General features: G+C 47.4%; 31 protein-coding genes and 1 riboswitch. Of the genes, 9 read left to right on the top strand and 22 right to left on the bottom strand.

Features of this window, described 5'->3' with window-relative positions; genetic code table 11:
- The first annotated feature begins 46 nt into the window (after nucleotides 1-46).
- The gene (gene sdaA, locus G8S19_RS09460) at nucleotides 47-1411 is read left to right on the top strand and encodes an L-serine ammonia-lyase (protein ID WP_048211407.1); all 1365 of its coding nucleotides are present in this window, start codon (nucleotides 47-49) and stop codon (nucleotides 1409-1411) included.
- Nucleotides 1412-1541: 130 nt separating this feature from the next.
- The gene (locus G8S19_RS09455; RefSeq protein ID WP_048211406.1) at nucleotides 1542-3143 is read left to right on the top strand and encodes an EAL domain-containing protein; all 1602 of its coding nucleotides are present in this window, start codon (nucleotides 1542-1544) and stop codon (nucleotides 3141-3143) included.
- A gap of 6 nt (nucleotides 3144-3149) precedes the next feature.
- Here G8S19_RS09455 and yoaE read toward each other — a convergent pair whose 3' ends face one another.
- Nucleotides 3150-4709, bottom strand: coding sequence for a CNNM family cation transport protein YoaE (yoaE, locus tag G8S19_RS09450; protein ID WP_048211405.1), 1560 nt, complete (start codon nucleotides 4707-4709; stop codon nucleotides 3150-3152).
- The gene (locus tag G8S19_RS22475) at nucleotides 4697-4855 is read right to left on the bottom strand and encodes a hypothetical protein (RefSeq protein ID WP_371747004.1); all 159 of its coding nucleotides are present in this window, start codon (nucleotides 4853-4855) and stop codon (nucleotides 4697-4699) included. The genes yoaE and G8S19_RS22475 overlap by 13 nt, the downstream gene beginning before the upstream one ends.
- A 315-nt stretch (nucleotides 4856-5170) precedes the next feature.
- On the opposite strand from G8S19_RS22475, the gene manX reads away from it, so the two are divergent.
- The 5 genes from manX (at nucleotide 5171) to mntP (ending at nucleotide 9373) form a co-directional block, all read left to right on the top strand.
- Entirely contained in the window at nucleotides 5171-6133 is a 963-nt protein-coding gene (gene manX / locus G8S19_RS09445; protein ID WP_005122176.1) for a PTS mannose transporter subunit IIAB, read from the top strand.
- A 58-nt stretch (nucleotides 6134-6191) separates the two neighbouring features.
- The gene (locus tag G8S19_RS09440) at nucleotides 6192-6992 is read left to right on the top strand and encodes a PTS mannose/fructose/sorbose transporter subunit IIC (RefSeq protein WP_003021004.1); all 801 of its coding nucleotides are present in this window, start codon (nucleotides 6192-6194) and stop codon (nucleotides 6990-6992) included.
- Between the two features lie 12 nt (nucleotides 6993-7004).
- Nucleotides 7005-7856 (top strand): PTS mannose transporter subunit IID, encoded by an 852-nt coding sequence (locus tag G8S19_RS09435; protein WP_003833769.1) that lies wholly within the window; start codon nucleotides 7005-7007, stop codon nucleotides 7854-7856.
- A gap of 60 nt (nucleotides 7857-7916) precedes the next feature.
- Nucleotides 7917-8375 carry a DUF986 family protein gene (locus tag G8S19_RS09430; RefSeq protein ID WP_124020945.1) on the top strand — a complete coding sequence of 153 codons (459 nt, stop codon included), beginning with the start codon at nucleotides 7917-7919 and terminating at the stop codon, nucleotides 8373-8375.
- A 196-nt stretch (nucleotides 8376-8571) separates the two neighbouring features.
- Nucleotides 8572-8800, top strand: a riboswitch (yybP-ykoY riboswitch).
- A gap of 6 nt (nucleotides 8801-8806) precedes the next feature.
- Complete coding sequence (gene mntP, locus G8S19_RS09425) at nucleotides 8807-9373, top strand: manganese efflux pump MntP (protein ID WP_115602405.1); 567 nt, start codon at nucleotides 8807-8809, stop codon at nucleotides 9371-9373.
- Here the strand turns inward: mntP and rlmA are convergent.
- The 6 genes from rlmA to mgrB form a co-directional block, all read right to left on the bottom strand.
- Entirely contained in the window at nucleotides 9370-10179 is an 810-nt protein-coding gene (rlmA, locus tag G8S19_RS09420; RefSeq protein WP_121584742.1) for a 23S rRNA (guanine(745)-N(1))-methyltransferase, read from the bottom strand. The two genes, mntP and rlmA, sit on opposite strands and share 4 nt — an antisense overlap.
- Nucleotides 10180-10242: 63 nt before the next feature.
- On the bottom strand, nucleotides 10243-11988 hold the full coding sequence (ftsI, locus tag G8S19_RS09415; protein WP_101742622.1) for a peptidoglycan glycosyltransferase FtsI: 1746 nt from the start codon (nucleotides 11986-11988) through the stop codon (nucleotides 10243-10245).
- Between the two features lie 219 nt (nucleotides 11989-12207).
- A complete protein-coding gene (gene cspE / locus G8S19_RS09410; RefSeq protein WP_001062678.1) occupies nucleotides 12208-12417 on the bottom strand; it encodes a transcription antiterminator/RNA stability regulator CspE in 210 nt (69 codons plus the stop codon).
- A gap of 12 nt (nucleotides 12418-12429) precedes the next feature.
- A complete protein-coding gene (locus G8S19_RS09405; RefSeq protein ID WP_003034983.1) occupies nucleotides 12430-12573 on the bottom strand; it encodes a DUF2627 domain-containing protein in 144 nt (47 codons plus the stop codon).
- Nucleotides 12574-13210: 637 nt separating this feature from the next.
- Nucleotides 13211-13495 carry a YebO family protein gene (locus G8S19_RS09400; protein ID WP_101742621.1) on the bottom strand — a complete coding sequence of 95 codons (285 nt, stop codon included), beginning with the start codon at nucleotides 13493-13495 and terminating at the stop codon, nucleotides 13211-13213.
- Between the two features lie 74 nt (nucleotides 13496-13569).
- Nucleotides 13570-13713 carry a PhoP/PhoQ regulator MgrB gene (gene mgrB, locus G8S19_RS09395; RefSeq protein ID WP_003034977.1) on the bottom strand — a complete coding sequence of 48 codons (144 nt, stop codon included), beginning with the start codon at nucleotides 13711-13713 and terminating at the stop codon, nucleotides 13570-13572.
- A 164-nt stretch (nucleotides 13714-13877) separates the two neighbouring features.
- Between mgrB and G8S19_RS09390 the strand changes: the two genes are divergently transcribed.
- Entirely contained in the window at nucleotides 13878-14117 is a 240-nt protein-coding gene (locus G8S19_RS09390) for a YobH family protein (RefSeq protein ID WP_061068061.1), read from the top strand.
- 106 nt (nucleotides 14118-14223) lie between these two features.
- Here G8S19_RS09390 and kdgR read toward each other — a convergent pair whose 3' ends face one another.
- The gene (gene kdgR, locus G8S19_RS09385; RefSeq protein WP_005120190.1) at nucleotides 14224-15015 is read right to left on the bottom strand and encodes a DNA-binding transcriptional regulator KdgR; all 792 of its coding nucleotides are present in this window, start codon (nucleotides 15013-15015) and stop codon (nucleotides 14224-14226) included.
- A gap of 175 nt (nucleotides 15016-15190) precedes the next feature.
- Here kdgR and G8S19_RS09380 point away from each other — a divergent pair, with 175 nt between their 5' ends.
- Nucleotides 15191-16558, top strand: coding sequence for an MFS transporter (locus G8S19_RS09380; protein ID WP_124020947.1), 1368 nt, complete (start codon nucleotides 15191-15193; stop codon nucleotides 16556-16558).
- Nucleotides 16559-16623: 65 nt separating this feature from the next.
- On the opposite strand, the gene G8S19_RS09375 is transcribed toward G8S19_RS09380, so the two are convergent.
- The 13 genes from G8S19_RS09375 to G8S19_RS09315 form a co-directional block, all read right to left on the bottom strand.
- Nucleotides 16624-16830 (bottom strand): hypothetical protein, encoded by a 207-nt coding sequence (locus G8S19_RS09375; RefSeq protein ID WP_101742618.1) that lies wholly within the window; start codon nucleotides 16828-16830, stop codon nucleotides 16624-16626.
- A gap of 9 nt (nucleotides 16831-16839) precedes the next feature.
- Entirely contained in the window at nucleotides 16840-18555 is a 1716-nt protein-coding gene (locus G8S19_RS09370) for an IpaD/SipD/SspD family type III secretion system needle tip protein (protein WP_253686488.1), read from the bottom strand.
- A 30-nt stretch (nucleotides 18556-18585) separates the two neighbouring features.
- A complete protein-coding gene (locus G8S19_RS09365; RefSeq protein WP_101742616.1) occupies nucleotides 18586-19266 on the bottom strand; it encodes a response regulator transcription factor in 681 nt (226 codons plus the stop codon).
- A 138-nt stretch (nucleotides 19267-19404) separates the two neighbouring features.
- Nucleotides 19405-20061 carry a lytic transglycosylase domain-containing protein gene (locus G8S19_RS09360; RefSeq protein WP_253686486.1) on the bottom strand — a complete coding sequence of 219 codons (657 nt, stop codon included), beginning with the start codon at nucleotides 20059-20061 and terminating at the stop codon, nucleotides 19405-19407.
- Complete coding sequence (locus G8S19_RS09355) at nucleotides 20045-21181, bottom strand: EscU/YscU/HrcU family type III secretion system export apparatus switch protein (protein WP_253686484.1); 1137 nt, start codon at nucleotides 21179-21181, stop codon at nucleotides 20045-20047. Before G8S19_RS09355 ends, G8S19_RS09360 begins: the two co-directional genes overlap by 17 nt.
- Before the next feature lie 5 nt (nucleotides 21182-21186).
- On the bottom strand, nucleotides 21187-21948 hold the full coding sequence (sctT, locus tag G8S19_RS09350; protein ID WP_101742614.1) for a type III secretion system export apparatus subunit SctT: 762 nt from the start codon (nucleotides 21946-21948) through the stop codon (nucleotides 21187-21189).
- Between the two features lie 10 nt (nucleotides 21949-21958).
- Nucleotides 21959-22219 carry a type III secretion system export apparatus subunit SctS gene (gene sctS / locus G8S19_RS09345; protein WP_101742613.1) on the bottom strand — a complete coding sequence of 87 codons (261 nt, stop codon included), beginning with the start codon at nucleotides 22217-22219 and terminating at the stop codon, nucleotides 21959-21961.
- A gap of 2 nt (nucleotides 22220-22221) precedes the next feature.
- Nucleotides 22222-22911: an EscR/YscR/HrcR family type III secretion system export apparatus protein gene (locus G8S19_RS09340; RefSeq protein WP_101742612.1), complete on the bottom strand. Its 690-nt coding sequence runs from the start codon at nucleotides 22909-22911 to the stop codon at nucleotides 22222-22224.
- Nucleotides 22912-22920: 9 nt separating this feature from the next.
- On the bottom strand, nucleotides 22921-23643 hold the full coding sequence (locus G8S19_RS09335) for a FliM/FliN family flagellar motor switch protein (RefSeq protein WP_253686482.1): 723 nt from the start codon (nucleotides 23641-23643) through the stop codon (nucleotides 22921-22923).
- Between the two features lie 194 nt (nucleotides 23644-23837).
- The gene (locus G8S19_RS09330) at nucleotides 23838-24497 is read right to left on the bottom strand and encodes a hypothetical protein (RefSeq protein WP_253686480.1); all 660 of its coding nucleotides are present in this window, start codon (nucleotides 24495-24497) and stop codon (nucleotides 23838-23840) included.
- A gap of 250 nt (nucleotides 24498-24747) precedes the next feature.
- A complete protein-coding gene (locus tag G8S19_RS09325) occupies nucleotides 24748-25197 on the bottom strand; it encodes a hypothetical protein (RefSeq protein ID WP_199969524.1) in 450 nt (149 codons plus the stop codon).
- Entirely contained in the window at nucleotides 25187-26488 is a 1302-nt protein-coding gene (gene sctN, locus G8S19_RS09320; protein WP_199969525.1) for a type III secretion system ATPase SctN, read from the bottom strand. Before sctN ends, G8S19_RS09325 begins: the two co-directional genes overlap by 11 nt.
- Nucleotides 26488-26892: a hypothetical protein gene (locus tag G8S19_RS09315; RefSeq protein WP_115643296.1), complete on the bottom strand. Its 405-nt coding sequence runs from the start codon at nucleotides 26890-26892 to the stop codon at nucleotides 26488-26490. The genes sctN and G8S19_RS09315 overlap by 1 nt, the downstream gene beginning before the upstream one ends.
- Between the last annotated feature and the right edge of the window lies 1 nt (nucleotide 26893).

The following is a 26893-nucleotide window of genomic DNA, read 5'->3' as shown; positions in this document are numbered from 1 at the left end:
ATAACATCGTTACTGGAAAGCCCAGTCGCCCTGTAGGAGTATTATCGTGATTAGTCTATTCGACATGTTTAAGGTGGGGATTGGTCCCTCATCTTCCCATACCGTAGGGCCTATGAAGGCGGGTAAACAGTTCGTCGATGACCTGGTCGAAAAAGGATTACTGGACAGCGTTACTCGTGTCGCCGTCGACGTGTATGGTTCACTGTCGCTCACGGGTAAAGGTCACCACACCGATATCGCCATTATTATGGGTCTGGCGGGCAATGAGCCTGCTACCGTGGATATTGACAGCATCCCCGGATTTATCCGCGACGTAGAAACGCGTGGCCGCCTGCTGCTTGCGCAGGGGCAGCACGAAGTGGATTTCCCGCAGAATGACGGCATGCGTTTTCACAACGGCAACCTGCCGCTGCATGAAAACGGGATGCAGATCCATGCGTACAATGGCGAAACCGTCATTTACAGCAAAACGTACTATTCCATTGGCGGTGGGTTCATCGTTGATGAAGAACATTTTGGTCAGGATGCAACGAATGAGGTCAGCGTACCTTATCCGTTCAAATCCGCCACTGAAATGCTGGAATACTGCAACAGCACCGGTTTGTCTCTCTCAGGCATGGTGATGCAGAACGAACTTGCGCTGCACAGCAAGAAAGAGATTGAAGAGTACTTTGGCAACGTCTGGCAGACCATGCAGGCTTGTATCGATCGTGGGATGAACACCGAAGGCGTGCTGCCGGGTCCGCTGCGCGTTCCTCGCCGTGCCTCCGCCCTGCGTCGTATGCTGGTTTCCAGCGACAAGCTCTCCAACGATCCGATGAACGTGATCGACTGGGTGAACATGTTTGCGCTGGCGGTTAACGAAGAAAACGCCGCGGGTGGTCGCGTTGTAACCGCGCCAACCAACGGTGCCTGCGGGATCGTGCCTGCAGTACTGGCCTATTACGATCATTTCATCGAGTCCGTCAGCCCGGATATCTACACCCGTTATTTCCTGGCGGCGGGGGCAATTGGTGCGTTGTACAAGATGAACGCCTCTATCTCTGGCGCCGAAGTAGGCTGTCAGGGTGAAGTCGGTGTGGCATGCTCCATGGCTGCTGCAGGTCTGGCTGAGCTACTGGGCGCGAGCCCTGAGCAAGTGTGTGTTGCTGCCGAGATCGGTATGGAGCACAACCTGGGCTTAACCTGCGATCCGGTTGCCGGACAGGTGCAGGTTCCGTGCATCGAACGTAACGCTATTGCGTCCGTGAAGGCGATTAACGCCGCACGTATGGCGATGCGCCGCACCAGCGCGCCACGCGTCTCGCTGGATAAAGTCATTGAGACCATGTACGAAACAGGTAAAGACATGAACGCCAAATACCGCGAAACGTCACGCGGTGGTTTGGCAATCAAAGTTCAATGTGACTAATACTTAATTTTCGCCCATCTGCGACGGATGGGCGAATTTGCCCCTTCTCGCTCGTCTACTGTAATTTTCCCCACTACACTTGCTCTGTTGCTGTTGGCTTCTGTGACCAACGGCTTATCGGGCGGCCCGCATGCAAACAGCACAACGGATCATTCAAAACTATCGCCGTAATCGCTTAATCGTCTGCACAATATGTGCACTACTGACGCTCATCCTCACATTAACGGTCCGATTTATTTCGGAGCGTAATATAAATCACCGTTACACCGTCACCTTTGCTAATCATGCCGTAGAGGCACTGGATGATGTGCTGCTCCCACTGCAGGCCGGGCGCGATATACTGCTCCCGTTGATTGGTCTTCCCTGCTCTGTGGCGCGTTTACCTTTGAGCAAGCATGCTGCCAGGCTACAAACAGTGCGCTCTATCAGTCTGATTCAGGGGGGGATTCTTTATTGCTCCAGTATCTTTGGCTATCGCAATGTGCCTATCCGCCAAATTCAACCTGAATTACCGAGCCGGGAGGCGCAACTGCTGTTGTCCACCGACCATTCGCTGATTAAAGGTAGTCCCATTCTGACGCAGTGGTATCCGGCCTCCGCGGATGGCGAAAATGGGGTGCTGGAAATCGTCAATATTGATTTATTATCGACCATGCTGCTGGAACCCCAGCCACCGCAAATCACCAACGCCAGTTTAACCGTCGGCAACCGCCACCTGCTCTACGGACAAGGTGTTGTCGAGACCTTGCCTGCACTGAACGATGAAAAACGTTATCAGCTTTCATCGCAACATTTTCCCTTCACGATCAGCGTCACCGGCCCTGGCGCCAGTGAATTGGCGATAAAACATCTGCCGACACAACTGCCGCTGGCGGTGATCCTGAGCCTGTTGGTGGGATACCTTGCCTGGCTGGCAACCGCCAGCAGAATGAGTTTTTCCTGGGAGATTAATCTGGCTCTCGCGGCACACGAGTTCGAGTTGTTTTGTCAGCCACTGCTGAACGCGCAGACCCAGCAATGTATGGGTGTAGAAATTCTGTTGCGCTGGAACAACCCACGTCAGGGCTGGATTTCGCCGGAAGTGTTTATTCCTATCGCCGAAGAGCACAACCTGATTGTCCCTCTTACCCGTCATGTCATCGCAGAAACCATTCAGCAACGACACGTTTTTCCGATGAGTAGCCAGTTTCATATCGGTATCAATGTTGCCGCCAGCCATTTCCGCCACGGTACGCTGTTAAAAGACCTTAATCAGTACTGGTTCAGCCAGCATCCCATCCAGCAACTGGTTATAGAACTGACCGAACGCGATGCCTTACTGGATGTGGATTATCGGATCGTGCGCGAGTTGAATCGCCTCGGCGTTAAGCTGGCGATTGACGATTTTGGTACCGGAAACAGCTCGCTTTCCTGGCTGGAAAAATTGCGCCCGGATGTGCTGAAAATTGATAAATCATTTACTTCGGCGATCGGAACCGACGCCGTGAATTCAACCGTCACAGACATCATTATCGCGCTGGGAAAAAGGCTGAATATCGAACTGGTGGCTGAAGGCGTAGAAACGCAGGCACAGGCGCAGCATTTACGCCGTCATGGCGTACATATCTTGCAGGGTTTTTTGTATGCCAAGCCGATGCCGCTTCGTGATTTTCCCAAATGGCTGGCGGGCAGCACGCCGCCACCCGCCAGGCATAACGGGCACCATATCATGCCCATTATGCCATTTCGCTAACCCCGTTTACTCGTCTTCGTCGTGAGCGGGTTGTTCTTTAACAATGCGAACTAAATCCACACGATAGTCATTGGCTTCGACAATCGTAATGCTCAGCGGTGCAACCTCAATAACATCACCTACACGCGGGATGTGACCGTTAGCCGCAATCACCAGCCCTGCTACGGTGGCGATGTCTTCGTCCTCATCCACCAGCGTATCCACGTCCAGCGCCTGTTGCAGCGCGTGCAGATCGGTTCCCCCTTTCACCAACCAGCCACCGGCGTCAGCAATGATTTCAGGGGTTTCGTCGGCGTCCGGGAATTCACCTGCGATCGCTTCTAATACGTCCAGCGGTGTTACCAGCCCCTGCACCACACCAAATTCGTTAGTGACGATGACAAAGCTACCGCGGGCACGACGCAGCACGCCTAGCAGATTAATCGGGTCGAGCGTTTCCGGGACGACAATTGCCGGCGAGGCAGACGCAATCGCTGCAACATCCACACCGTCTTCCAGCGCCACCAGCAGCTCTTTAGCACGCACGATACCGATAATTTCATCAAGTTCACCGCGACACACCGGGAACAGGCTGTGTGGAGAAGAAAGCAACTGTTCACGAATTTCCGCTACGCTCAGATCGGCGTCGACCCAACTAATTTCACCACGAGGTGTCATGATGCCGCGTAATGAACGGGATGCCAGTGAGAGAACACCGTTGATCATATAGCGTTCTTCTTCCACAAACGCGCCTTCCGGGACCGGAACAGGAACCGGATTGTCGGATTCCATCTGCACGCTGGCCTGACGTTTACCCCCCATCAGACGCAAGATTGCATCCGCAGTCCGCGCACGCAGCGGCAGAGTCGACTGGTGGCGAATAAAGTTACGACGGGCAATCTGGTTAAACAGTTCGATGATAATTGAAAAGCCAATCGCCGCATACAGATAGCCTTTCGGAATGTGGAAGCCAAACCCTTCGGCAACCAGGCTCAAACCGATCATCAGCAGGAAGCTCAGACACAGCACCACCACCGTCGGATGTTGGTTCACAAATCGCGTCAGCGGCTTCGATGCCAGCAGCATCACCGCCATCGCAATAACCACCGCCGCCATCATCACCGGCAGATGGTTGACCATACCGACTGCAGTAATGACCGCATCCAGTGAGAACACCGCATCGAGGATAACAATCTGCGTCACCACGACCCAGAAGCTCGCATAGCCTTTTGACTGCCCGGTATCATGTTCACGGTTTTCCAGCCGCTCATGCAGCTCTGTCGTAGCCTTGAACAAGAGGAAGATACCCCCCAGCAGCATAATCAGATCTCGCCCGGAAAACGCGTAGTCCATGACCGTAAACAGCGGTTTTGTCAGCGTCACCATCCACGAAATCACGGACAACAAGCCCAGACGCATAATCAGCGCCAGTGACAAACCAATGAGGCGCGCTTTATCTCGCTGTTTCGGTGGCAGCTTATCGGCAAGAATTGCAATGAAGACCAGGTTATCGATACCCAGAACAATTTCGAGAACAACAAGCGTGAGCAAACCCACCCAAATCTGCGGGTCCATTAAGAGTTCCATGACAAGCTCCTGCTTAAGGAATGATCAAACTGCGCCCTGAACATCTCAGGCGTTAAAGCAATATGCAGATAAAGTTTGTGGCAAAAAGTGCCAAACTGACAGGCTTGATACGGCCTAAAGGTGAAATGACGTCGGTGACGATCCATATGGTGGGCTACTGCCCTATACTCCTGAGTAATTAAACAGATGCTAAACATAACAGAGACAACCGGTTTTTAGCAAAGATTTACCTTCCTTTGCAATAAGTTGTTTCGGAGATATTTCACCCTTCGAAATTTCTTCTGATCGGAAGTTAAATTACGGATCTTCATCACATAAAATATTTTTTTCGATATCTAAAATAATTCACGAAAATCATAGGTTTTTCTTTGTAACCCTTATCTGAATCGATTCGATTGCGGACGAGCGATTCAAAATGCATCTTCACGTTGATGTGTTAACGATAATAAAGGAGGTAGCAAGTGACCATTGCTATTGTAATAGGCACACATGGTTGGGCTGCAGAGCAGTTACTTAAAACAGCAGAGATGTTGTTAGGCGAGCAGGAAAACGTCGGCTGGATCGATTTCGTTCCAGGCGAAAATGCCGAAACGCTGATTGAAAAGTATAACGCTCAGTTGGCAAAACTGGATACCAGTAAAGGCGTGCTGTTTCTCGTTGACACATGGGGAGGCAGCCCGTTTAACGCTGCGAGCCGCATTGTTGTCGATAAAGAGCATTATGAAGTTATCGCAGGCGTGAACATTCCCATGCTGGTAGAAACCTTCATGGCGCGTGACGACAACCCCAGCTTCGATGAATTAGTCGCACTGGCCGTTGAAACCGGTAGCGAAGGCGTAAAAGCGCTGAAAGCTAAACCTGTTGAAAAAGCCGCACCTGCCCCCGTCGCAGCACCTAAGGCAGCGGCACCCGCGAAACCGATGGGCCCGAACGACTATATGCAGATCGGCCTCGCACGTATCGATGACCGTTTAATCCATGGTCAGGTGGCAACTCGCTGGACCAAAGAAACAAACGTAACGCGCATTATCGTCGTCAGTGATGAAGTTGCTGCTGATACCGTGCGTAAGACGTTGCTGACTCAGGTCGCACCGCCAGGCGTTACCGCACATGTGGTTGATGTCGCGAAAATGATCCGCGTCTATAACAACCCGAAATACGCCGGTGAGCGTGTAATGCTGCTGTTCACCAACCCGACCGATGTAGAACGCATCGTTGAAGGTGGCGTAAAAATTACCTCTGTTAACATTGGCGGCATGGCATTCCGCCAGGGGAAAACGCAGGTAAACAACGCGATTTCGGTGGATGAAAAAGACATCGAAGCCTTCAAGAAACTCAACGAACGCGGTATTGAGCTCGAAGCCCGTAAGGTTTCTACCGATCAGAAACTGAAAATGATGGATTTGATTGCCAAGGCGAAATAACCACCTGGCATTTACTTAGTTTTCACACTTAAGTCTGTATAGCAATAGGAGAAGTACAATGGAGATTACCACTCTTCAGATTGTGCTGGTGTTCATCGTCGCATGTATCGCGGGTATGGAGTCGGTACTCGATGAATTTCAGTTCCACCGTCCATTGGTGGCCTGTACGCTGATTGGTGCCGTTCTCGGGGATATGAAAACCGGTATTATCATCGGTGGTACCCTGGAAATGATCGCTCTGGGCTGGATGAACATCGGTGCTGCGGTTGCGCCTGATGCTGCACTGGCTTCCATTATCTCTACCGTTCTGGTTATTGCGGGTCACCAAAGTATCGGTGCAGGTATCGCGCTGGCGATACCACTGGCAGCAGCAGGCCAGGTTCTGACCATTATCGTTCGTACCATCACCGTAGCATTCCAGCACGCGGCGGATAAGGCGGCCGAAAACGGCAACCTGACGGCGCTCTCCTGGCTGCACGTTTCCTCCCTGTTCCTGCAGGCTATGCGTATCGCTATCCCGGCGGTAATCGTAGCGATTTCTGTTGGTACCAGTGAAGTTCAGAGCATGCTTAATGCCATTCCGGAAGTCGTGACCGGCGGCCTGAACATCGCAGGCGGTATGATCGTGGTGGTTGGTTATGCGATGGTCATCAACATGATGCGCGCAGGCTACCTGATGCCATTCTTCTACCTCGGTTTCGTCACCGCGGCATTTACTAACTTCAACCTGGTTGCTCTGGGTGTGATTGGCGCAGTAATGGCGATCCTCTACATTCAGCTGAGCCCGAAATATAACCGCGTAGCCGGTGCGCCTGCTGCGGCGGCTGGCAATAACGATCTCGATAACGAACTGGACTAGCAGGTGAGCGAAATGGTTGATATGACTAAAACTACCACCGAGAAAAAACTCACTCCGAGTGACATTCGTGGCGTGTTCATTCGTTCTAACCTGTTTCAGGGTTCATGGAACTTCGAACGTATGCAGGCGCTGGGCTTCTGTTTCTCCATGGTACCGGCTATTCGCCGCTTGTATCCGGAAAACAACGACGCCCGTAAGCAAGCTATCAAGCGTCACCTGGAATTCTTTAACACCCATCCCTATGTAGCGGCACCGGTTCTGGGCGTTACACTGGCAATGGAAGAACAGCGTGCGAATGGCGCAGAGATTGACGATGGTGCTATCAACGGTATCAAAGTTGGTCTGATGGGACCGCTGGCAGGCGTGGGCGACCCGATTTTCTGGGGTACCGTACGCCCGGTATTCGCCGCGCTGGGTGCAGGTATCGCGATGAGCGGTAGCCTGCTTGGGCCACTGCTGTTCTTTATCCTGTTCAACCTGGTACGTCTGGCAACCCGTTACTACGGCGTGGCATACGGCTACCGTAAAGGCGTAGATATCGTTAAAGATATGGGCGGCGGCTTCCTGCAGAAACTGACTGAGGGAGCGTCAATCCTCGGCCTGTTTGTCATGGGTGCCTTGGTTAACAAGTGGACGCACGTGAATATCCCACTGGTGGTCTCCACCATCACCGGTCAGGATGGCCAAACGCGCGTGACCACTGTGCAGACAATCCTTGATCAGCTGATGCCGGGCCTGGTTCCTCTGCTACTGACCTTCGCCTGTATGTGGCTTCTGCGTAAGAAAGTGAACCCACTGTGGATCATCGTTGGCTTTTTCGTCATCGGTATCGCGGGCTACGCTGTCGGCCTGCTCGGCCTGTAAGACTGTTGTACATCACCGGGGGCTTGCCCCCGGTTTTTCTATTTAGAGGGTTGAGGATTCATGACTATCACGGACCTGGTGCTGGTTCTATTTATCTTTTCGCTGCTGGCGTATGCCATTTACGATCAGTTCATCATGCCCCGCCGTAATGGCCCCACTCTACTTACTGTTGCCCTGCTTCCACGCAGTCGAGTCGACAGCGTTATCTTCATCGGTTTGATTGTTATTCTGATCTACAACAACATCACCAGCCACGGCGCGCAATTTACCACATGGTTATTATGTGCACTGGTGTTAATGGGGTTGTATCTGTTCTGGATCCGTACGCCTAAAATTATTTTCAAACAAAAAGGTTTTTTCTTCGCCAATGTCTGGATTGAATATGACCGGATTAAAGAGATGAATTTATCAGAAGACGGTGTGCTGGTGATGCAATTAGCGCAAAGACGATTGCTTATTCGCGTACGAAATATAGACGACCTGGAGAAGATATATAAACTTCTCATTTCAAACCAATAAGTTACAAATATAGCCTGAACTATGTTTTTTATATCTCAGTGAAAAACAAACATAGCTAAGGCTATATTTCTCCGCCCATATGTTATTTAATTTAACGTTTTATCTATAAATAAATCTAAATGAAAATTATTTTCATTTAGAAGTCAAATAATATTTCTGCGTTTCTTGTTTTATATTCCAAAAATATGTTAAGGTTGCGCCCGTCGTTGGGGAGTAGCCGATTTCCAGACTCCGGAAATGTACGTGTCAACATACTCGTTGAAAAACGTGGCACGTACGGACTGAACATCACGTTTAGTCAGGCGAGACCATAGGCACATCAACTGCAATGCATATTTGAATGGCTCTGTATAGACAATGGGTCCGCTCATTGTGCATGGTTACTGGGGGCAGTGATGTGTTTTATGGAATACCCCGGTCAGGACGCTGTTATGAATATCACCGCAACTGTTCTTCTCGCTTTCGGCATGTCGATGGATGCTTTCGCAGCATCAATTGGCAAAGGCGCCACCTTACATAAACCTAAATTCTCTGAAGCTCTGCGTACCGGCCTTATCTTTGGCGCAGTCGAGACCCTTACGCCACTGATTGGCTGGGGAATGGGGATGCTTGCCAGCAAATTCGTGCTGGAGTGGAACCACTGGATCGCCTTCATTTTGCTGATCTTTTTAGGCGGCCGAATGATAATCGAAGGCTTTCGTGACAACGATGATGAAGATGAAGAGCCGCAGCGCCGCCACGGTTTCTGGCTGCTGGTCACCACTGCCATTGCGACCAGTCTCGACGCGATGGCCGTCGGGGTGGGTCTGGCCTTCCTGCAGGTCAACATTATTGCCACTGCGCTGGCCATTGGCTGCGCCACGTTAATTATGTCCACGCTTGGCATGATGATCGGTCGTTTTATTGGCCCGATGTTGGGCAAGCGAGCTGAAATTCTGGGTGGGGTAGTCCTGATTGGTATCGGCGCCCAGATCCTCTGGGCACACTTCCACGGTTAATTCAGACGCTGCCAGATATGAATACTAAAGTCAGTCTGGCAGTCAAACTTCGTTTTCCCCGCTAACGTTTCCCACACTTCCGGCTTTGCCCGCCAGGCGAACGGCGTCATTTGCAATAACGCAACGGCCTCGCTGCCCTTAAGCTGCATCTGATACCCCAGCGCAATACTCTGTTGCAGAACAAAACCGTCCAGTTGCTCTGTGTGTGGCGCATGTAAACGCACCTCATCATAAATCAGCCCTTTAAGTTCCATTAAATGACGCGGACCCGGCGTGGCGGTGATTACCCATCCACCCGGTTTCACCACGCGGGCCAACTCTTCGGCTTTGCAAGGCGCGTAGATCCTGATAATGGCGTCCATTGACGCATCGGCAAACGGCAGACGATGGCTGGAGGCAACGCAAAAGGTCACCTGCGAATAACGTCGGGCCGCGGCCTTAATCGCCACTTTAGAAACATCAAGCCCAAAGGTTGTACTGCCCGCCAGCACATCGGCAAACGCGTGAGTGTAGTACCCTTCCCCACAGCCGATATCCAGGATCGTCGCATCGTCTGAAATCAGCCTCTGCTTGAGCGCATCCACAATCGCATCGCGTAGCGGCTGATAGTGACCAGCATCAAGAAATTCCCGGCGCGCCTGCATCATTTCCGCACTGTCACCCGGATCGCGCGACCGCTTATGCTGAACCGGCATCAGGTTAACATATCCCTCTTTCGCCACGTCAAACTGGTGTCGCTCCGGGCAGACAAAACTGTTATTCGCTTGAGTAAGAGGCTGGTGGCAAAGAGGACAGGAAAACGACATGACAACTCCGGCAGGTGGCTTAAGGGCGCAAGTGTAACGCGAATTGCGCCCAGGGAAAATAACTTACAGCGACGGCGAGGATACGCTGCTGCCGTGCATCACCAGCAGATGATCGGAGTCAGCAGGCATGCCGTCCGGTTTGACGTTTTCCAGACGCAGGACATCGCCCATAATCTGGCTGAAGACCGGCGCGGAGACGGCTCCCCCATAGTAAGCACCGTTTTGCGGGTTATTAATCACCACGACCAGCGCGAATTTTGGATCGCTCGCTGGCGCAACCCCTGCCGTATAAGCCACGTATTTATCGACATATTTACCATCATCACCAATTTTCTTTGCCGTCCCGGTTTTCACCGCAACACGGTAATCCCTCACCGCAGCCTTGGTCCCACCGCCGCCGGGTAGCGCGACGCTTTCCATCATATGTTCAACCTGATGCACCAACGCCTCCGGCATCACCCGCGTACCTATCACTGGCGGATCGATACGCGTAATAGAAAGGGGGCGGTAAATACCAAAACTGCCGATGGTGGCATAGACATGCGCCAACTGGAGCGGCGTCACCATTAACCCGTAACCGAATGCAAAGGTCGCCCGGTCCAGATCGCTCCAGTAACGTCGCTGAGGCATTAAACCGCTACTTTCTCCGGTTAGCCCCAGCCCGGTTGGGTCGCCAAAACCAAAGCGTTTATAGGTATCCAGCAGTTTCTGTACCGGCATTGCCAGCGAAAGGTGCGACACACCGGTATCGCTTGATTTCTGCAAAATACCGGTAAGCGATAGCTCCGGGTAAAATCCGACATCTCGGATGCGATGTCCATCGAGATTAAAAGGATGGGTATCAATGACGCTATCAGGCTGCACAATCCCTTGCTGCAGAGCAGTCATGATCACCAGCGGTTTAACGGTTGAACCGGGTTCAAAGGTGTCGCTAATTGCACGGTTGCGAAAATCATCCAGCACCGCGCCATCACGGTTATTGGGATTGAAGTCGGGAAAGCTTGCCATCGACAGGATTTCGCCGGTGGCAATATTGACCAGCACCGCGGCTCCAGATTCCGCTTTATTCCATGTTACGGCATTATCCAGCGCATCTTCAGTCACCGTCTGCAAGCGCTCATCAATACTGAGCTGCAATTCGTGCGCGGGGACCGGCATCACTTCCGTGATATTTTCAATCACATGCCCGAACTTGTCTTTGCGCACAAGGCGAGAGCCGGGTTTACCCATCAACTGGCTGTTGAAACTTTTCTCCAGGCCTTCAATACCTTGTCCATCAATGTTCGTAAAGCCGATAAGATTTGCCGCCACATGACCTGCGGGATAGAAACGGCGGGATTCTTCGCGCAGATTAATCCCCGGGAGATTAAGATCATCGACCCACTGCGCCTGCTGAGGAGAGATCTGGCGCGCCAGATAAATAAAGCGGCCAGCTGGATTGCTGTTAACACGTTCAGCCAGCGTGCTGAGTGAAATATGCAGGGTCTTCGCCAATGCCTGCCAGCGTTCGTTATAGCCAACGCCACCTTTGCTGACAATCGTCTTCGGATCGGCCCAAACTGCATTCACCGGCACGCTTACTGCGAGAGGACGTCCTTCTCTGTCGGTAATCATCCCACGCGGTGAGGCGATTGTGACTTCACGTAACGAACGCATATCCTCCTGCTTGACCAGGCTCGTTGGGGTGACAATTTGTAACCACGCAACCCGACCAAGCAACAATCCCAGACTCAACAGTATTGCCACACAAAGCAGGGCAAAACGTACGGGAGTAAAATTGCGCGCATCGCCGTCGTTTTTCTTTTTCACCGGGGCTCCAGCAAGATAGTTTTTCAGGTGACTGATTTAACGGGAATTGCCGGGAGAAAGCGGGAAAAACAATGCTACGAACATCGCGCCTTTGCAACAAAGCGCTAATGGAGAGGCATTCAGAAATATTTTGACGTAATTTGAATTAAAAAGCCCCGCATAAGCGAGGCTTTATATCTGAATTGGTTGCGCCTGAGCGCTTCAAATCAGTGGTATCGATCAGATAGCTGTTACGTTAACAGCAGCCGGACCTTTCTGGCCGTCCTGAATTTCGAACTCAACGTTCTGGCCTTCAGCCAGAGTTTTGAAGCCGTTACCCTGGATAGCGGAGAAGTGTACGAACACATCTTTGCTGCCATCAGCCGGGGTAATGAAACCAAAACCTTTAGACTCGTTGAACCACTTAACTTGACCTTTAATCTTTGCCATTTGCAAAATTCCTTAGAGTATTTTCTTCGCCCGCAGGCATAACATAGATAAAACTGAGACATTACTGCTTGAGGCACTAATATAAGGTTCGGCAGAGAAGCGGTATTCAACGTCAACGTGTTTACTCAGGACTTCTTTACTGAAAATGCCACACATAAACAGAACTGTACCTCGTTTAACCCAAACCGTGTTATCACATACAACGTTAATAATGGCAAGCCATTTTTAAACGTGTCTCGATCGGTCGCACAAATCCCGCAGTTCATCAAACAACAACTGCACAGTTATGCGCCAGGCCGAGTAGAGATATATCCTCGCCTCTCTCCCCTTGCCCCGGCTGGCCTGCGCCGTAGCATGGACTTTCTACCATAGCTCATCAGGTTCAACTGTTCCAGATTATCTGTCACAGCCTCTGCCAGATATCATTTTTTATGCTTAGTAATGCATAAAATATCACAAGCGTAAAAATGAGATCGGCATTCTGGTTTTGCACCAAAATAATGAAAGAATGATGACAATGCACAAAAAAAGTAAGAGAAACGTTTCGCTGATAATAAAACGATCGGTATCACAAAAATGACACAATCATATTATTAATCTATGGATAATTATATTTATGTCAAACCAGAGATAAGATATTAATTGGTCAGAGCATCTGGAAAAATGCAGGTTCCACGTGTGTCGGCGCAGTAATTGCCGGATTGTTGCAGAAGAAAATAATCTGATATCGTTGACGACAGGATGAAGCATCTGAGAATAGCATCTACAGACTCTCACCCTGTCTTTCTGTTTACTACCGTTCGGCTACCAGACGAATGATGTCATCATCTTCATCCTGAGTTTGCACCGCGGTAGGCTCTTCTGCTTTTTCCGGTTCGTTAGCTTCACAAAGACGACGGAGCAATGCGTTCTGTCGTTTTTGCTGATCCAACAACGCCTCAAGCAGTTCAATCTGCTCGTTAGTACGCGAACTTGCCCGATTGATGAAAAACCACAATACAAGCCCGATTACCAGAACCACCACCGATACCACTAAAGACGCAAAACTCAACGCGCCAGAATTCAAAACTTCGTTCATTTCACCACCTCAATGTAGACAGCGTAGTTTACCATTGCCGCACAAGAAGGTAATCAACTGTTACTGAAATGCGCTTACCAGGGAATAAATTTATTGATGGCGCAAATTCCGCTGAAAAATTGTACGTCCTGATCGCACATGATGTTGAACACCTGCGCCCACATCAGTATGCATACCAGCACGACAACTATCAGGACCACCCATCGAATTTTTTTCACTCCAACTCCACTCTCCGAATCTACAGCCTATGTTGATAAATTATCATGAGTTACCTAAACCCTAAGTTAACTGTAACGGCATTAAATGTTTTTAGGAATGATTCACTTGTTTCATCCCATGTACAGGCTAATCTAATAATAACGAGAAAAGATAAGAGGTTGTAATGCGTTTGATTATCCGCGCTATTGTGTTGCTCGCTCTGGTTTGGATCGGTTTATTACTGAGTGGCTACGGCGTTTTGATAGGAAGTAAGGAGACTGCGGCAGGTCTGGGCCTGCAATGTCAATATCTGACCGCCCGCGGGACCAGCACCGCGCAATACGTCCATACCAACAGCGGCATCATTGGCCTGTCAGATTGCCCCCTGTTGAGGAAAAGCACCGTCGTTATCGATAATGGTTAATATAGCAGCAAAAAAATCAGTACGTTATTCGCTCCGGCGACGACGGCAGATCGTAAAAAACCCGATACGCCGTATCGGGTTTTCTGTGTATCGCAACACGTCAAAATTAGAACGGGTAATCGTTATAACCCATTTGCTCTGAAATCTTACGCGCTGCGGTGTGCAGCATTTCGACATATTCGTGCAAACGTTCTTCAGAAAAACGCAGCGTCGGGAATGAGATGCTCAGACCCGCAATGACCACGCCGAAACGATCAAACACCGGTACCCCGATACAGCGCAGTCCTTCTTCCTGCTCTTCGTTGTCTTCGCCATAGCCCTGCTCACGGACTTTATCGAGTAATACCAGCAATTCATCAGTGTTAGTGATTGTCCGATCTGTACTGCGTTTGTACTCAATACCATCCAGAATTTGCTTCACTTCATCGCGGTCGCGCCATGCCAGCAGCACTTTACCAATGGCGGTGCTGTACAGCGGATTACGACGACCCACGCGGGAATACATGCGCAAATTGTACATCGAGTCGATTTTATGGATGTAGACAATGCTGTCTTCATCCAGCGCACCGAGGTGTACTGTTTCCTTGGTCAGACGTGAAAGTTCGCGCATCTGGATGTCAGCGCTACGGATCAGATCAACGTTCTGTAATGCACGCGCACCCAGTTCAAATAATTTCAGGGTCAGGGAATACTTCTCAGACTCGCCTTCTTGTGCCACATAGCCCAGCGTTTTCATGGTCTGCAAAAAGCGATAAACGGTGCTTTTTGACATCATGACGCGTTGTGACAATTCGGTAATACCAATTTCGCGCTCTTCACCCAGCGCCTGCAGGATGCCAAAAACCTTCAGCACGGAAGATACAGAATCGGGTTGTTTATCCAGATCTGCGATAGCCATTTACCACCTCATTGCGAGTGTTTTATAAAAATCAGAACCGGTTTTTATTATAATTTCACGTACCTGCCGTCGCAATCTGTCTTTGCTCACTTAGTTACAAATCTGCGACCTAACGCCTGAATATCAATGCTAAAATTATCATTCTCATCATATTTTCCGACAAAATTGACTTCCTATGGAAAAAATTCAGGCCGATGGCCTGCCATTGCCCCAGCGATACGGTGCAATTTTAACCATTGTTATTGGCATCTCTATGGCAGTACTGGACGGCGCAATTGCTAACGTTGCCCTGCCGACGATTGCCACCGATCTTCAGGCCTCCGCGGCCAGTTCAATCTGGGTCGTTAACGCCTACCAAATTGCGATTGTCGTATCACTCCTGTCTCTCTCATTTCTGGGTGATATGTTTGGCTACCGACGCATATACAAGTGCGGACTGGTGGTATTTCTGCTCGCATCACTTTTCTGTGCCCTCTCCGATTCGCTTCACATGCTAACACTGGCGCGTGTGGCTCAGGGTTTCGGCGGAGCGGCATTGATGAGCGTGAATACAGCACTCATTCGCCTGATTTATCCGCAGCGTCAGCTTGGACGAGGCATGGGAATCAACTCCTTTATCGTGGCGGTTTCCTCAGCAGCAGGCCCGACGATTGCGGCAGCGATCCTGTCAATTGCCTCGTGGAAATGGTTGTTTCTGATTAACGTGCCACTGGGTATTATCGCATTGCTGCTGGCCATGCGCTTCCTGCCACCTAATACACCGCGTAGCAACAAGCCACGTTTTGATCTTCTCAGCGCGATGATGAATGCGTTAACGTTTGGCTTGCTAATCATCGCACTTAGCGGTTTTGCACAAGGACAATCGCTTAAGTTAATTGGTGCCGAGCTCGTAGGGCTCATCGTGGTCGGTTTCTTCTTTATCCGCCGTCAGCTCGCGCTACCGGTACCATTATTACCGGTTGACCTGCTGCGCATTCCGCTGTTTTCACTCTCGATTTGCACGTCAATCTGTTCATTTAGCGCGCAAATGCTGGCGATGGTTTCCCTGCCCTTCTTTCTACAAACGGTGCTCGGTCGTAACGAAGTAGAAACGGGCCTGCTATTGACCCCATGGCCGCTGGCAACCATGGTGATGGCGCCACTGGCCGGGTATCTTATCGAACGCGTCCACGCGGGGTTATTGGGTGCGCTGGGTATGACCGTGATGGCAAGCGGGTTGTTTTCGCTGGTGCTGCTGCCCGCTTCGCCCTCCGATTATAATATCATCTGGCCGATGATATTGTGCGGCGCAGGCTTTGGTCTATTCCAGTCACCGAATAACCACACCATTATCACCTCTGCGCCGCGTGAGCGCAGCGGCGGGGCGAGCGGTATGCTGGGAACGGCGCGCCTGTTAGGGCAAAGTACCGGCGCAGCGCTGGTGGCATTGATGCTCAATCAGTTTGGCGATAACGGAACACATATATCTCTGATAACTGCGGGTATACTGGCAACGGTTGCTGCCATAGTGAGCGGCCTGCGTATCACGCAGCCGCGTGCATAAACGCCAGGGCCGGCAACACTTCGCCGGGCCTGGCGTCATTTATTATTCGCGTAACGATTCCGATGTCACCACTCCGGCTGGTACATAGGATTGGACGGATCGTCGGTATCTCCCATTATACAATCTGAAAAAAACTCCAGACTAAATCCTGAAGTGGCTAACTGCATCAATTTACGCTGCTCATCCGTTAAATTCGCTGTTGGGTCGAGTTCTTCTGCTGAAACAGCATCATCTGCAGAAACTGGCGTTGAGCTGATGTTCATGTCGCTCATGATAAATACCTATTTCAGGAACTCTTTTTGGGTTTCCAGTAGAGCTTCTATCGTCGACGACAATACCTTGGTCAGGTTATTGAAGATGGTATTAGCCTGGCTTAATTTTTCTGACATAACTTGTGACTGGCTTTCTACTGTACTGGACATCGTGTTCATCGAGTTTTCCCACTCGTTAAACATTCCGCTGCTGATAGTGGCAGATTCATCCGCGCCGTGTCCTTCAAAATCCCAGGTCGATGCGGGAGAAACATAAATATTCGCTTTATCTCCTCCCGTCCCATTCATATCATATGCCTGATCTATAACAACAACACTTTCTGTAACATGCACACTAGTATTACTATCACCAGCATCACTATTAGTTTTTGCTGGATCCAACATTGACGTTGGAATCAAAAAACAATCATATTCATGATAATCTTCAGTGGCCGTTGATGTTATGAGTGTATAGCCCTCCGGGATATAAAATCCTTTATCGCCTATTTTGCCTTCAGGGACAATAACCATCTCCTTAGACGTTGGAATAATAGAATATGATTTATTCCCCCCTGTATTTCCAGAATATCTTGGATCGACAAGAGGTAAACCAATCTCAGCTGCAGTGGGAGCTTCAGCCGAAGTCGATGATCCGGCGTCTGAGAGATACCCCAACAGGCTAAACGTTGCCTCTTCGGCATCTCGTACTGGCTGGAGATCAGGGTAGACATACAGGGTATAAGTACCATCAGCCTCCATTACCAAATAAAGTCGACAGTCCTCTTCTGGAGGTTCATTAAGATTAGCAACCGAATCGGCTACCGTAATATTATCTATATCATCTCCAGGGTTACCTGTATTCATTTTCCCATCAGATCCTGCCTCTTCATGCGTTGCAATAACAAGCTGATCGGTTAACTCCAGTTGTGTAGCCCAATAATAGACTCCCTGGGCATCTAATCCGCGGATAGCCACAGGTCCGCGTTCAGGATAGGGTCCGGAAGTCGTTTCAGGGTTAATGGGCGTCAGGTTGATATTACCGTTAGCATCATATATTCCCCACCCAGCAATAATAGCGTCAAGTTCATCTAGCACGCCACCGACATCGATTTTCATTTTATCTTCATCGCTGGAGATATATGTCACCATCCGCGCTTTAAAGCTGTTAACATCATTGAGAAATTCAACGCTTTGATTAGCAAGATCGGTATATACATCCATATAATCCGTTTGCAGCCCAGCAAGCTCAGTACTAACATCCGCATAAATTTCCCAGTCACTCTCGGGATAATTCACCCCATTGCCATGATCGTTATCATTTGACCAGATAGAGGTGCTGAAATCGATATCATCATCAATCTTGCCATCACCGTCCTTATCCATGTTTTTGTCGAAAGTGATGTCCCAGAGTGCCCCCCCAGCAGCGGAGTCCTCTAAAGATTCTCCCACGCTCTTTTCGCTTGAAACACCAGTGCTCATGAACCGAGAGAGAGACGATTTCAATACGGCCTGTGCAGGAGCCGTATCGATAAGGATCCCTTTGTTGAGCAGCTGATGATACTGTTCAGAATAGACTGCCAGTTTTTCTGTCAATATATCAATTACCTGCTGGCGTCGCGTACCCGTTTCTGCAGTGTTGGCAGTTGTCGAAGCTTGTACCACCTCAGGCGATGAAGAAACCGCATCCGTGGTTGTACATAGAGTTGAAAATGAAATTTGTCCTGCTGTTGTGATACTTGTAGACATCGTATCTTTCCCTGAAAGGTGTGCAACGTTTTAGCTACCTGACATCCCGGCAAGCGTATCCTGAGATTGCACATAATGAAGCAATTGTATGTTGCTGGTAATTGCAAGTTTCTGCATCGCGTTGTGCTTATGTACCGCAACCGTACAGACTGAACGCTTGAGAAGGTTTGCAATCTCCTTTACCCGCATGCCTCGTGCATACAGGCGAATAATTTCGAGTTCTCTCGAAGTTAACTGGGACTGCTGTTGAGCATAACCAGTAGTTATATCCGTCTGTTGGATCCGCGGAGAAGAATAAAAGCGCTTTGCCACCAAATCAGATAATGCTTTTGGCAGACAACGTTCCAAATCATCTTTCTTGCTGATTAACGCGTGTACCCCTGACGCCCGGAGACGGCGGAGCGTGGGAGTAAACGTGTAGTTTTCACTTACCAGCGCAATCAGCTTGAGTTCCGGTGCTACCTTTTGAATTCTCGAGATATAGTGACTGGCATCATTATTATTTTGACAGTCAAAAGATACATCAACAATCAACACTAAATTTTTATCATCGCACTTGCCTGATAACGCGTGAATCAATTCATTTCGCGAATGAGTTACAAATGCAATATCCGCATACCCGGCAAGCAAGCTGCGTAATCCTGTAATAACAATCGGTTCATCACTGGCAACCGCAACGGAGAGTCGGGAATGTAGGAATTTATGGGACATACTCGATTCCTTCTTATGCAAACGCTAATCAATCCTTAATTAGCTAAAAATAAATTATTTACGATAATTTCATGCAGTGCAACGCAACTCAAATTATTTATTCTAACTTTAGAATTAAAAACACATTAAATCATTTCATTAATGAATAGCTTTATACTCATTTATCACATTTTTAATATATTTATGTGTCTCATTAAACGGAGGGATTTGATTGTTATACTTTGAAACGTTCCCCTCTCCCGCATTATATGCGGCCAGAACCAGTTCGGGATTACTTCTATAGCGTTTCGTCAATTCCGAGAGCAAATAAGTGCCAAGATGAATATTCATCTCAGGATCAGATAATCTATGCTTTTCGAGAGAATAGCCCAATGCTAAAGACAGGCGATTCGCTGTATCAGGCATCAATTGCATTAAACCCACAGCGCCTTTTGCCGAGATAATGTCCGGATTAAATCCGGACTCAACGGCCATAACCGCCTTAACGAGATACGGATCGACACCATACTGCCTGGCATAGTGGCCGATAACCTTATCGTAACGACCATTTGCCATCTGTGTCGTAAACTGACGCCGCGGTGAGGAACGTGATATGCGAATGGCGGAATTGGCTTTCGTGGCCTGCCAGCGTTGCACGGCATCATTTTTAGCGATAGCGCAACGCCGCCCCTTGTTTGATGTTCGTTGCTGTTCGACATACATGATTCCCTGAGCATCTTCATAACACCACTGCGCTGCCATCGCAGGAGGCATGCAACAACACAGTAAAACAAATATACTATGGCGCATTTCCATCCCCTTCCTTGTTTGTTTCCGCATTTTCTTTATCGCATTTAACATCAACCGCCATCTCTCCTGGCGCGTCATTCTGAGGAATATCATCTTTCCATGCTTGTTCCATCTGCTCTAGCCAGGTCAGTAAGCGCATTATTTCATCAATACTGCTGCTATCAATAAAAGTATAAATTTTTGCCGTCTTAAAAATTCTTCGTGCCAGCGAAATATTGCGAATAACAGGGATATTGTTTTTTTCCGCGAAAGCAATAACCGCAACAGCACGAGAGTTTTTCTCGACAACTGAAATAAAAGGCAAGCCAATTACCGTGGGATTAAAATAAATTCCCAATGCGATATGCGTCGGGTTAGCCAACACCATTTTTGAAGTCAATATATTTGCTTTAGTCTGTTCAGAAAGCAATTCACGATGCAACTGCTTACGCGCGCTTTTAATGTGTTGATCACCTTCATTATTTTTATACTCTTGCTTTATTTCTTGTTTGGTCATCATCAAATCTTTAATATATAAATAAAAATCAACCAAAGCATCAAACGCCATAATAATTAAAAACGGCAACAAGGTATAACAAAAAAGCAATGGCATCAGCCCACGCCACACATTAATAAAATGCTGGATCCCGCCAGTCGGTATAGTAAATAATCGAGCATGATATTTTATAATATAAACACTAAACCCAGTGAGTGCTACCCCAAGATACAAAATAGCTTTTACACTGTCTTTCAGCCCCCTGATACTGAATATTTCTTTAAATCCTTTTATTGGATTAATAGCATTCAGATCCAATCGAATCGCCTCCGACGCCATTTTAAAACGTGTTTGTATCAATGTCATCAGTGCCGAAGTGAAAACAGAAATCAGGGCAATACCAGAGATAATTTTAAACGCTGTTGTAAATACCAGTCGCGCATATTCTCCCGTTGATAGCATGAAACCACTACTGACGAATAAATCAAAATAAAATGTCAACTCCCTCGCATTGATGGTCATCCATACAAAAGATGAGACCGCAATTAACGTAAGTAGCCCTACAAAATCTCGGCTAAGAAACATCTGTCCCTTTTTAGCAGAATCCTCTTTCTTCTTATGTGTTGGCTGTTCTGTTTTTTCTTCACTCATTATACTTAACTCTTCGGTAAAAAATCACTCAGTCGTAATCCTGCCAACTGGGTGATAAGTAATGGTGTTAAATAAATCAACAGAACAAAAATGGCGATAACACTCTTTAACGTTAATGCGACAGAAAAAGCATTCAATTGTGATGCGAAACGTGAAAGTAAACCAAGCGCGCATTCTGTGACAAATAAAGCGACGACGATAGGCCCTACCAAAATTAAAGCCTTCAGCATTAACTCATTAACAAGATGAACCACTTGCAATGCTAATGCTTTATCAAAGTGAAAGGATTGTGCTACCGGAAATATTTGATAACTTTTTTTTATCGCCTCACAAAGCGTAACCATTCCGCCACTTAGCATAAAAGTCGCGCCATAGAAATAGTTCATAAAACTGGCGAAAACAGAAGTTTCAACCCCTATACCTGGATTCATAGTACTACTAATAGTTGCTCCGCGTTGGTTGTCAATGACCTCACCTACCACCAAAGCAATCCAGAATGGCACTGACAGGCAAATACCGCATAGTAAACCAATAATCGCTTCCCGAACGATAATTACCATTGGTGCCGCCGCCGGCGCCAGTGGAAACTGTACACTCAGCAGAGGCAAAAAACCAAGAAGCATAAAGCACGTAATCACATTTTTGGCTAACATGCCCCCTAGCACCTGGCTGTTAAACCAGGGTAAGAAAAATGTTATTGGCAGAAGTCTGGCCATCCCGATAACAATCAACAGGATATATTCATGGTAGAGCACATAAACATTCATAGGCGACTCATTAGGGTATCTGGAATGCCAGGGCCAACACTTCGGCAGAGAAATTTTTCAGGCTGGAAACAAACCAGGGTGCAGTCATAAAAAGCGCGGCACATACTGCCAGCAATTTAATACCAAATGGCAAGGTCTGTTCCTGAATATGAGTAATTGCCTGAAGAATGGCCACAACTATCCCCACCACCGTTGCGACAATAACCGGAACTGAAGATAATATTAAGACCATATATAGTGCTTTATTGCCTATATAAAAGATACCATCCATTGTTATCCCGCCGTTTTCCATAACGTTGCGTACTGCATGACCATGCCGGTCGCAATCTTAGACCAGCCATCAATGGCAACAAAAAGTACCAATTTTATTGGTAATGATATTGTTACAGGGCTCATCATCATCATGCCGAGAGCCAGTAATACGTTGGAAACTAACAGATCCACTACAATAAAAGGAAGATAAACATAGAAGCCTAAAACAAAGGCGCTTTTTATTTCACTCAGCGAATAAGCCGCTAACAGCGTAAATAACGAGCTATTTTCAACTGTTGGTTTAACCCCAACAACCTGATGATCATCAGTTACGGGATATTGCTGCTGATAGATATTACTAAAAAATGTAAGGAGTTCTTTATCAGAAAATCGGTATAAATAATTTTTATACCCAGAAATGCCGTTATCGATGAAGTTTTGCACTGACTCAACATTGTCGAAAGAGACACCTTCCTGGCGATAATATTCATAGCCCTGCAGGGCAACTGGCGACATGACAAAAGCAGTTAATAGTAGTGATATACCATTCAAGGTCATATTGGATGGCGCCTGCTGTAAGCCTATGGCGTTGCGTATCAATGAAAAAACAATAGAGAATTTAATAAAACACGTTCCGCCCGCAATGAAAAATGGCAAAAGTGTCGCAAGACTCAGAATCCCTACCAAACCAATGCTGTTATAATCCGTCATAATTTCATCTCACAATGTGTTGTAAACTTCCTCTATTTCCACCGCCAGGCGATCATTCAGTAAAACAAGTTCTCCCTTTGCTAACGTTTGTCCCTGAACCCGGAGTTCAACATCAACTTTATTGTCTCCCAGACCAATCTGGGCATCTAATACATCGCCGGTTTGTATTTTACTAATTTCTGCTAATGTCATGGTTGTTTCACTGAGTACAAACTCAATGTTTAGTTTGAGTCCATCTGCCGTCCATAACTTATCAACAAGAGCATTATTTGTTTGACTATCCATAATATCCTCACTTACAGTAAAACTGTGTTGTTCATATTGAATCGCACAATATTCTATGTTTCCGACATAAAGGTAAATCTGAACATTTGTAATCCACAAGGCATCACCAATGGTCAAATTTTCGATATCACTCACAGGTAACGATGTGAATCCGAGAGATACTTTGATGGGACAAAGCAAATGCTGGCAATCGTTTACTGTTTCCGTAACCAGCACATCTAATGAGGTTAGGGATGTTTTTGGAAACCAAACAAAACCAGCATCATCACCGGCACTGTAGAATTTTTCATGCAGAGGAATCTGACATTCTGGGTCCTCAATAACAACTTCAGCAATAGGTGCTGAAAACCACTCAGTCCCCAAGGAGAGATTAAATAACAGCTCACCGTACAATGTAGAAATAAATTTGTTTCCCATCTGCTGAACAGAAAATCGAGCATCCTGCATGCCATATTTCTGCAAAAGCGTTTCTGCAGAGACAAAAAAACATATCTCCGTTCCGGCGTGAACACCGCTACAGCGAATGAATGCTCCCTACATTCGTTTCTGATTTGTCAGCAACGCGATAGAATTGCGTGCGCAGTACTGCATGATCAGGTTTTCTGTGACATCCAGGTGCCGTAAACACGAAAGAATGGTATTCACGTCTCCTCCTCTTCGTCATTTAAAACATCCTGGTTTGCCTCATTCTGCTGCTGTGAGTTTTGCTGATTCTGTAGATAGTCATTCGCCGTCGACACGGCACCATCTACACGCAATCCGTGCAAAGGATATTGCTGTTGGAAATTTACCAGCTGTTGTTCAGTTTCAATGTCCGATGGCATAATTTGTATTTGCGTATCAGATTTATTCTGTGCGTGTTCTATGCGTACCTGGGCCGTTTGTTGAGTAGGAAAGGTCCAGCTCACTTCGGTCACATTCGATTTCGTGTTTACTGCAAGCGCTACATCTTTGGCAGACTTTAATTGCTGCTGAATAACTGTCTCCTTTCCGTGTTCTCCAGATAATAGCTTTTCCGTTACCCATCCAGATTCAACGATAGCCTTGTCAGGGACTGGCATTGCAGACAGAACTGTTACCTCTGAAGATTCATTTTTTTTCTTATCAGATTTCTGAGTATTCTCTTGATGTTGCGGAACCGCTGCGGTAAAAATTGCTGCCGATCCACTGTGGATCAGGGCTTGTTCCTTTAATCGCCCTACATCAACGCTGGCATGTTGGCTAATATTCCCGGCAGAAATACGTGTCGGCACATTAGATACAGACTTATTGCCCGTACTATTCGCTTGTAGCTGCTGCACGAATCTGGCCGACAGAGACGATGATAGCGTTTCCCCAGCTAATATTACCGATACCGCAATCTGATCAGTTTGCTCGGTGCCCTTATCTCCTTTTTTCTCATCTTGTTACCGTCAAAATCCTCAATCTTAGTATTCTTTTTCCACTTGGTATCAGTATCATTCAATAATTTCTGAATAATAAAATCAATAGATTGCACACTGTCACAAGAACCTATGTTTTCTGATAAATGCGCTTCTACTGATGATGATCTTATATTTTCCATGCAATACATTCCTCTATAGAATATTCTTCCAGAGCAATTTTTTTGACACTACGCAGGCGTTTAACTTTTTGTTGGCATAAAGACCACTTACGCTTTTTTCGTTCATAGCTGGCGCGTAATTGCAACAGACGCGACTTTTCATCTTCTTGTTCATGCTGACTTGCAATTAATTCATCTTTTTCCGCATCCAGACGATATAAAACTGAGAGCAGCGATGATTCTTTTCTTTTAATAGCATATATATTGTCTTTCGTTACTTCACTTTCGGTAACTCCATGCCATAAAGTGATGATACAGTCATTAGTCTCCTTATGACCTTCAGCATTAGCAATCAGCAAATTTTTTAATCGTTCAATTTCGCGTTCAATACGTGTCACTTTCAGAACAAGGCTATCGCAGTACGTTGAATACAGATTTTCCATACTTTTATATGGCATACAGTGACTCCAACATTTGTGTAAATGATGTTTTATCTTCCATCTTTTGCTGGAGAAAATTCTTTATAATGTCAGTTTTCCCAACAATTTTATCTGTGGCTGGATTTTCACCTGGTTGGTATTCACCTAATTCAATCATCAGCTTCAACTCGTCCAGTTTTGACAAGTAATTTCGAAATAAAGATGCAGCTTCACGCTGCTCATCAGATGATACTGCACGCGTTACACGACTGACGCTACGTAATACGTCAATTGCCGGATAATGCCCTGTACCAGCCAGTTTTCTGGAAAGATAAATATGCCCATCGAGAATCGAGCGCACTTCATCACCGATGGGGTCTACTTCCTCTTCTTCTTCAAGCAGTACCGTATAGAACGCTGTAATGCTGCCGAATTGAGTTTTACCACTTCTTTCCAGGATTCGTGGCAAATTATCAAAAACAGATGATGGGTAACCGCGTCTTGCAGGCATTTCTCCAGCGGAAAGCGCGACGTCACGAAGCGCACGGGCATAGCGTGTCATTGAATCAATCATCAGCACAACATTCTTGCCGGCATCACGAAAATATTCAGCAATAGTGGTGGCAATAAGCGCTGCATTCCGCCTTTCGACAGCGGGCCGATCAGAAGTAGAATAGACGACAATAATTTTATCACGCTTATCCTCCGGGATCCCTTCAGCTAAAAACTCGGTAACCTCCCTGCCTCGTTCACCAACCAGTCCAATAACGTAAACATCTGCAGATGAATGGCTAATGATCATTGTCATTAAGGACGTTTTTCCGGCTCCAGCCCCAGCAAAGATCCCTACACGTTGACCTATACCGCAAGTTAATAACCCGTCGATAGCTCTGACACCTGTCGCAAATAAGCTATCGATTGGCCGCCGCTCACTGTAATCTGGCGGAGATTGCATAATGGTTCGAAACATCGGTAAAGATGCGTTGTCAGGGGGTGGTGACACAAAACGTTCACAAATCTCGCCTTGTGCATTAATAACTGTACCCAGCGTGTCCATCGATACTGAAAGAGAAAAAGCAGTACCGTCCGGAACAATAATATTGGAACATGAAATACCATCAGATCCGCCCAGCAGGCACAGCACAGCATTGCCCTGGCTAAAACCGATAGTCTCTGCTTGTCCAATGACACGAGGATCGCTCAGAGAGCGATAAATACGACATCGTTCCCCAATAAAAGTATGGCGCAACGGTGCAGTAATGATCGTCCCCTGAATCGATGTTATCCTGGCGTTACAATCAAAAATATCACTAAGCAAGATTTCCTGCATTATTTTAGCGCCTGGCTAAATTCATCTACGCGCTCATAAAACTGGTTCAATACATCCGCCAATGACTCACCTTGTTCAATTACATTTTCACTTAAAAATACTCTTAAAACAAAACTTCCATCATCTTCAACTAGCTGTAGCTGGCCTGTAATGCTCCAATCACAAGTTGCAACTAATGATTCGATAAGTTGTGGAGCAGCATTTAATAAGGCATGACTATCATATTTTGCAACAGCACTCCAAAGAACCACAACACCGTTAACAGTACTAAACATAATTGACGGTTTTTCACCAAAACTAAGCTCGATTGTGGAATGATGATCTATATCAGAGATCAACGATGGATCGCATCCCATTACCTCAAGCGCCTGTTTGAGAATATCTACAATTTTTGAAACATCCATT

The sequence above is a fragment of the Citrobacter sp. SX206 genome (assembly GCF_024181025.1).
GTDB lineage: Bacteria > Pseudomonadota > Gammaproteobacteria > Enterobacterales > Enterobacteriaceae > Citrobacter > Citrobacter youngae.
This window is presented reverse-complemented; position numbering and strand designations above follow the sequence as displayed.

Bases quoted from the DNA above. Each gene is read 5' to 3' on its own strand.
- G8S19_RS09455 (WP_048211406.1), top strand. From the start codon at position 1,542: ATGCAAACAGCACAACGGATCATTCAAAACTATCGCCGTAATCGCTTA.
- yoaE (WP_048211405.1), bottom strand. From the start codon at position 4,709: ATGGAACTCTTAATGGACCCGCAGATTTGGGTGGGTTTGCTCACGCTT.
- G8S19_RS22475 (WP_371747004.1), bottom strand. From the start codon at position 4,855: ATGGATCGTCACCGACGTCATTTCACCTTTAGGCCGTATCAAGCCTGT.
- G8S19_RS09440 (WP_003021004.1), top strand. From the start codon at position 6,192: ATGGAGATTACCACTCTTCAGATTGTGCTGGTGTTCATCGTCGCATGT.
- G8S19_RS09435 (WP_003833769.1), top strand. From the start codon at position 7,005: ATGGTTGATATGACTAAAACTACCACCGAGAAAAAACTCACTCCGAGT.
- G8S19_RS09430 (WP_124020945.1), top strand. From the start codon at position 7,917: ATGACTATCACGGACCTGGTGCTGGTTCTATTTATCTTTTCGCTGCTG.
- mntP (WP_115602405.1), top strand. From the start codon at position 8,807: ATGAATATCACCGCAACTGTTCTTCTCGCTTTCGGCATGTCGATGGAT.
- rlmA (WP_121584742.1), bottom strand. From the start codon at position 10,179: ATGTCGTTTTCCTGTCCTCTTTGCCACCAGCCTCTTACTCAAGCGAAT.
- cspE (WP_001062678.1), bottom strand. From the start codon at position 12,417: ATGGCAAAGATTAAAGGTCAAGTTAAGTGGTTCAACGAGTCTAAAGGT.
- G8S19_RS09405 (WP_003034983.1), bottom strand. From the start codon at position 12,573: ATGTGTGGCATTTTCAGTAAAGAAGTCCTGAGTAAACACGTTGACGTT.
- G8S19_RS09400 (WP_101742621.1), bottom strand. From the start codon at position 13,495: ATGAACGAAGTTTTGAATTCTGGCGCGTTGAGTTTTGCGTCTTTAGTG.
- G8S19_RS09390 (WP_061068061.1), top strand. From the start codon at position 13,878: ATGCGTTTGATTATCCGCGCTATTGTGTTGCTCGCTCTGGTTTGGATC.
- kdgR (WP_005120190.1), bottom strand. From the start codon at position 15,015: ATGGCTATCGCAGATCTGGATAAACAACCCGATTCTGTATCTTCCGTG.
- G8S19_RS09380 (WP_124020947.1), top strand. From the start codon at position 15,191: ATGGAAAAAATTCAGGCCGATGGCCTGCCATTGCCCCAGCGATACGGT.
- G8S19_RS09375 (WP_101742618.1), bottom strand. From the start codon at position 16,830: ATGAGCGACATGAACATCAGCTCAACGCCAGTTTCTGCAGATGATGCT.
- G8S19_RS09370 (WP_253686488.1), bottom strand. From the start codon at position 18,555: ATGTCTACAAGTATCACAACAGCAGGACAAATTTCATTTTCAACTCTA.
- G8S19_RS09365 (WP_101742616.1), bottom strand. From the start codon at position 19,266: ATGTCCCATAAATTCCTACATTCCCGACTCTCCGTTGCGGTTGCCAGT.
- G8S19_RS09360 (WP_253686486.1), bottom strand. From the start codon at position 20,061: ATGGAAATGCGCCATAGTATATTTGTTTTACTGTGTTGTTGCATGCCT.
- G8S19_RS09355 (WP_253686484.1), bottom strand. From the start codon at position 21,181: ATGAGTGAAGAAAAAACAGAACAGCCAACACATAAGAAGAAAGAGGAT.
- sctT (WP_101742614.1), bottom strand. From the start codon at position 21,948: ATGAATGTTTATGTGCTCTACCATGAATATATCCTGTTGATTGTTATC.
- sctS (WP_101742613.1), bottom strand. From the start codon at position 22,219: ATGGATGGTATCTTTTATATAGGCAATAAAGCACTATATATGGTCTTA.
- G8S19_RS09340 (WP_101742612.1), bottom strand. From the start codon at position 22,911: ATGACGGATTATAACAGCATTGGTTTGGTAGGGATTCTGAGTCTTGCG.
- G8S19_RS09335 (WP_253686482.1), bottom strand. From the start codon at position 23,643: ATGCAGGATGCTCGATTTTCTGTTCAGCAGATGGGAAACAAATTTATT.
- G8S19_RS09325 (WP_199969524.1), bottom strand. From the start codon at position 25,197: ATGCCATATAAAAGTATGGAAAATCTGTATTCAACGTACTGCGATAGC.
- sctN (WP_199969525.1), bottom strand. From the start codon at position 26,488: ATGCAGGAAATCTTGCTTAGTGATATTTTTGATTGTAACGCCAGGATA.
- G8S19_RS09315 (WP_115643296.1), bottom strand. From the start codon at position 26,892: ATGGATGTTTCAAAAATTGTAGATATTCTCAAACAGGCGCTTGAGGTA.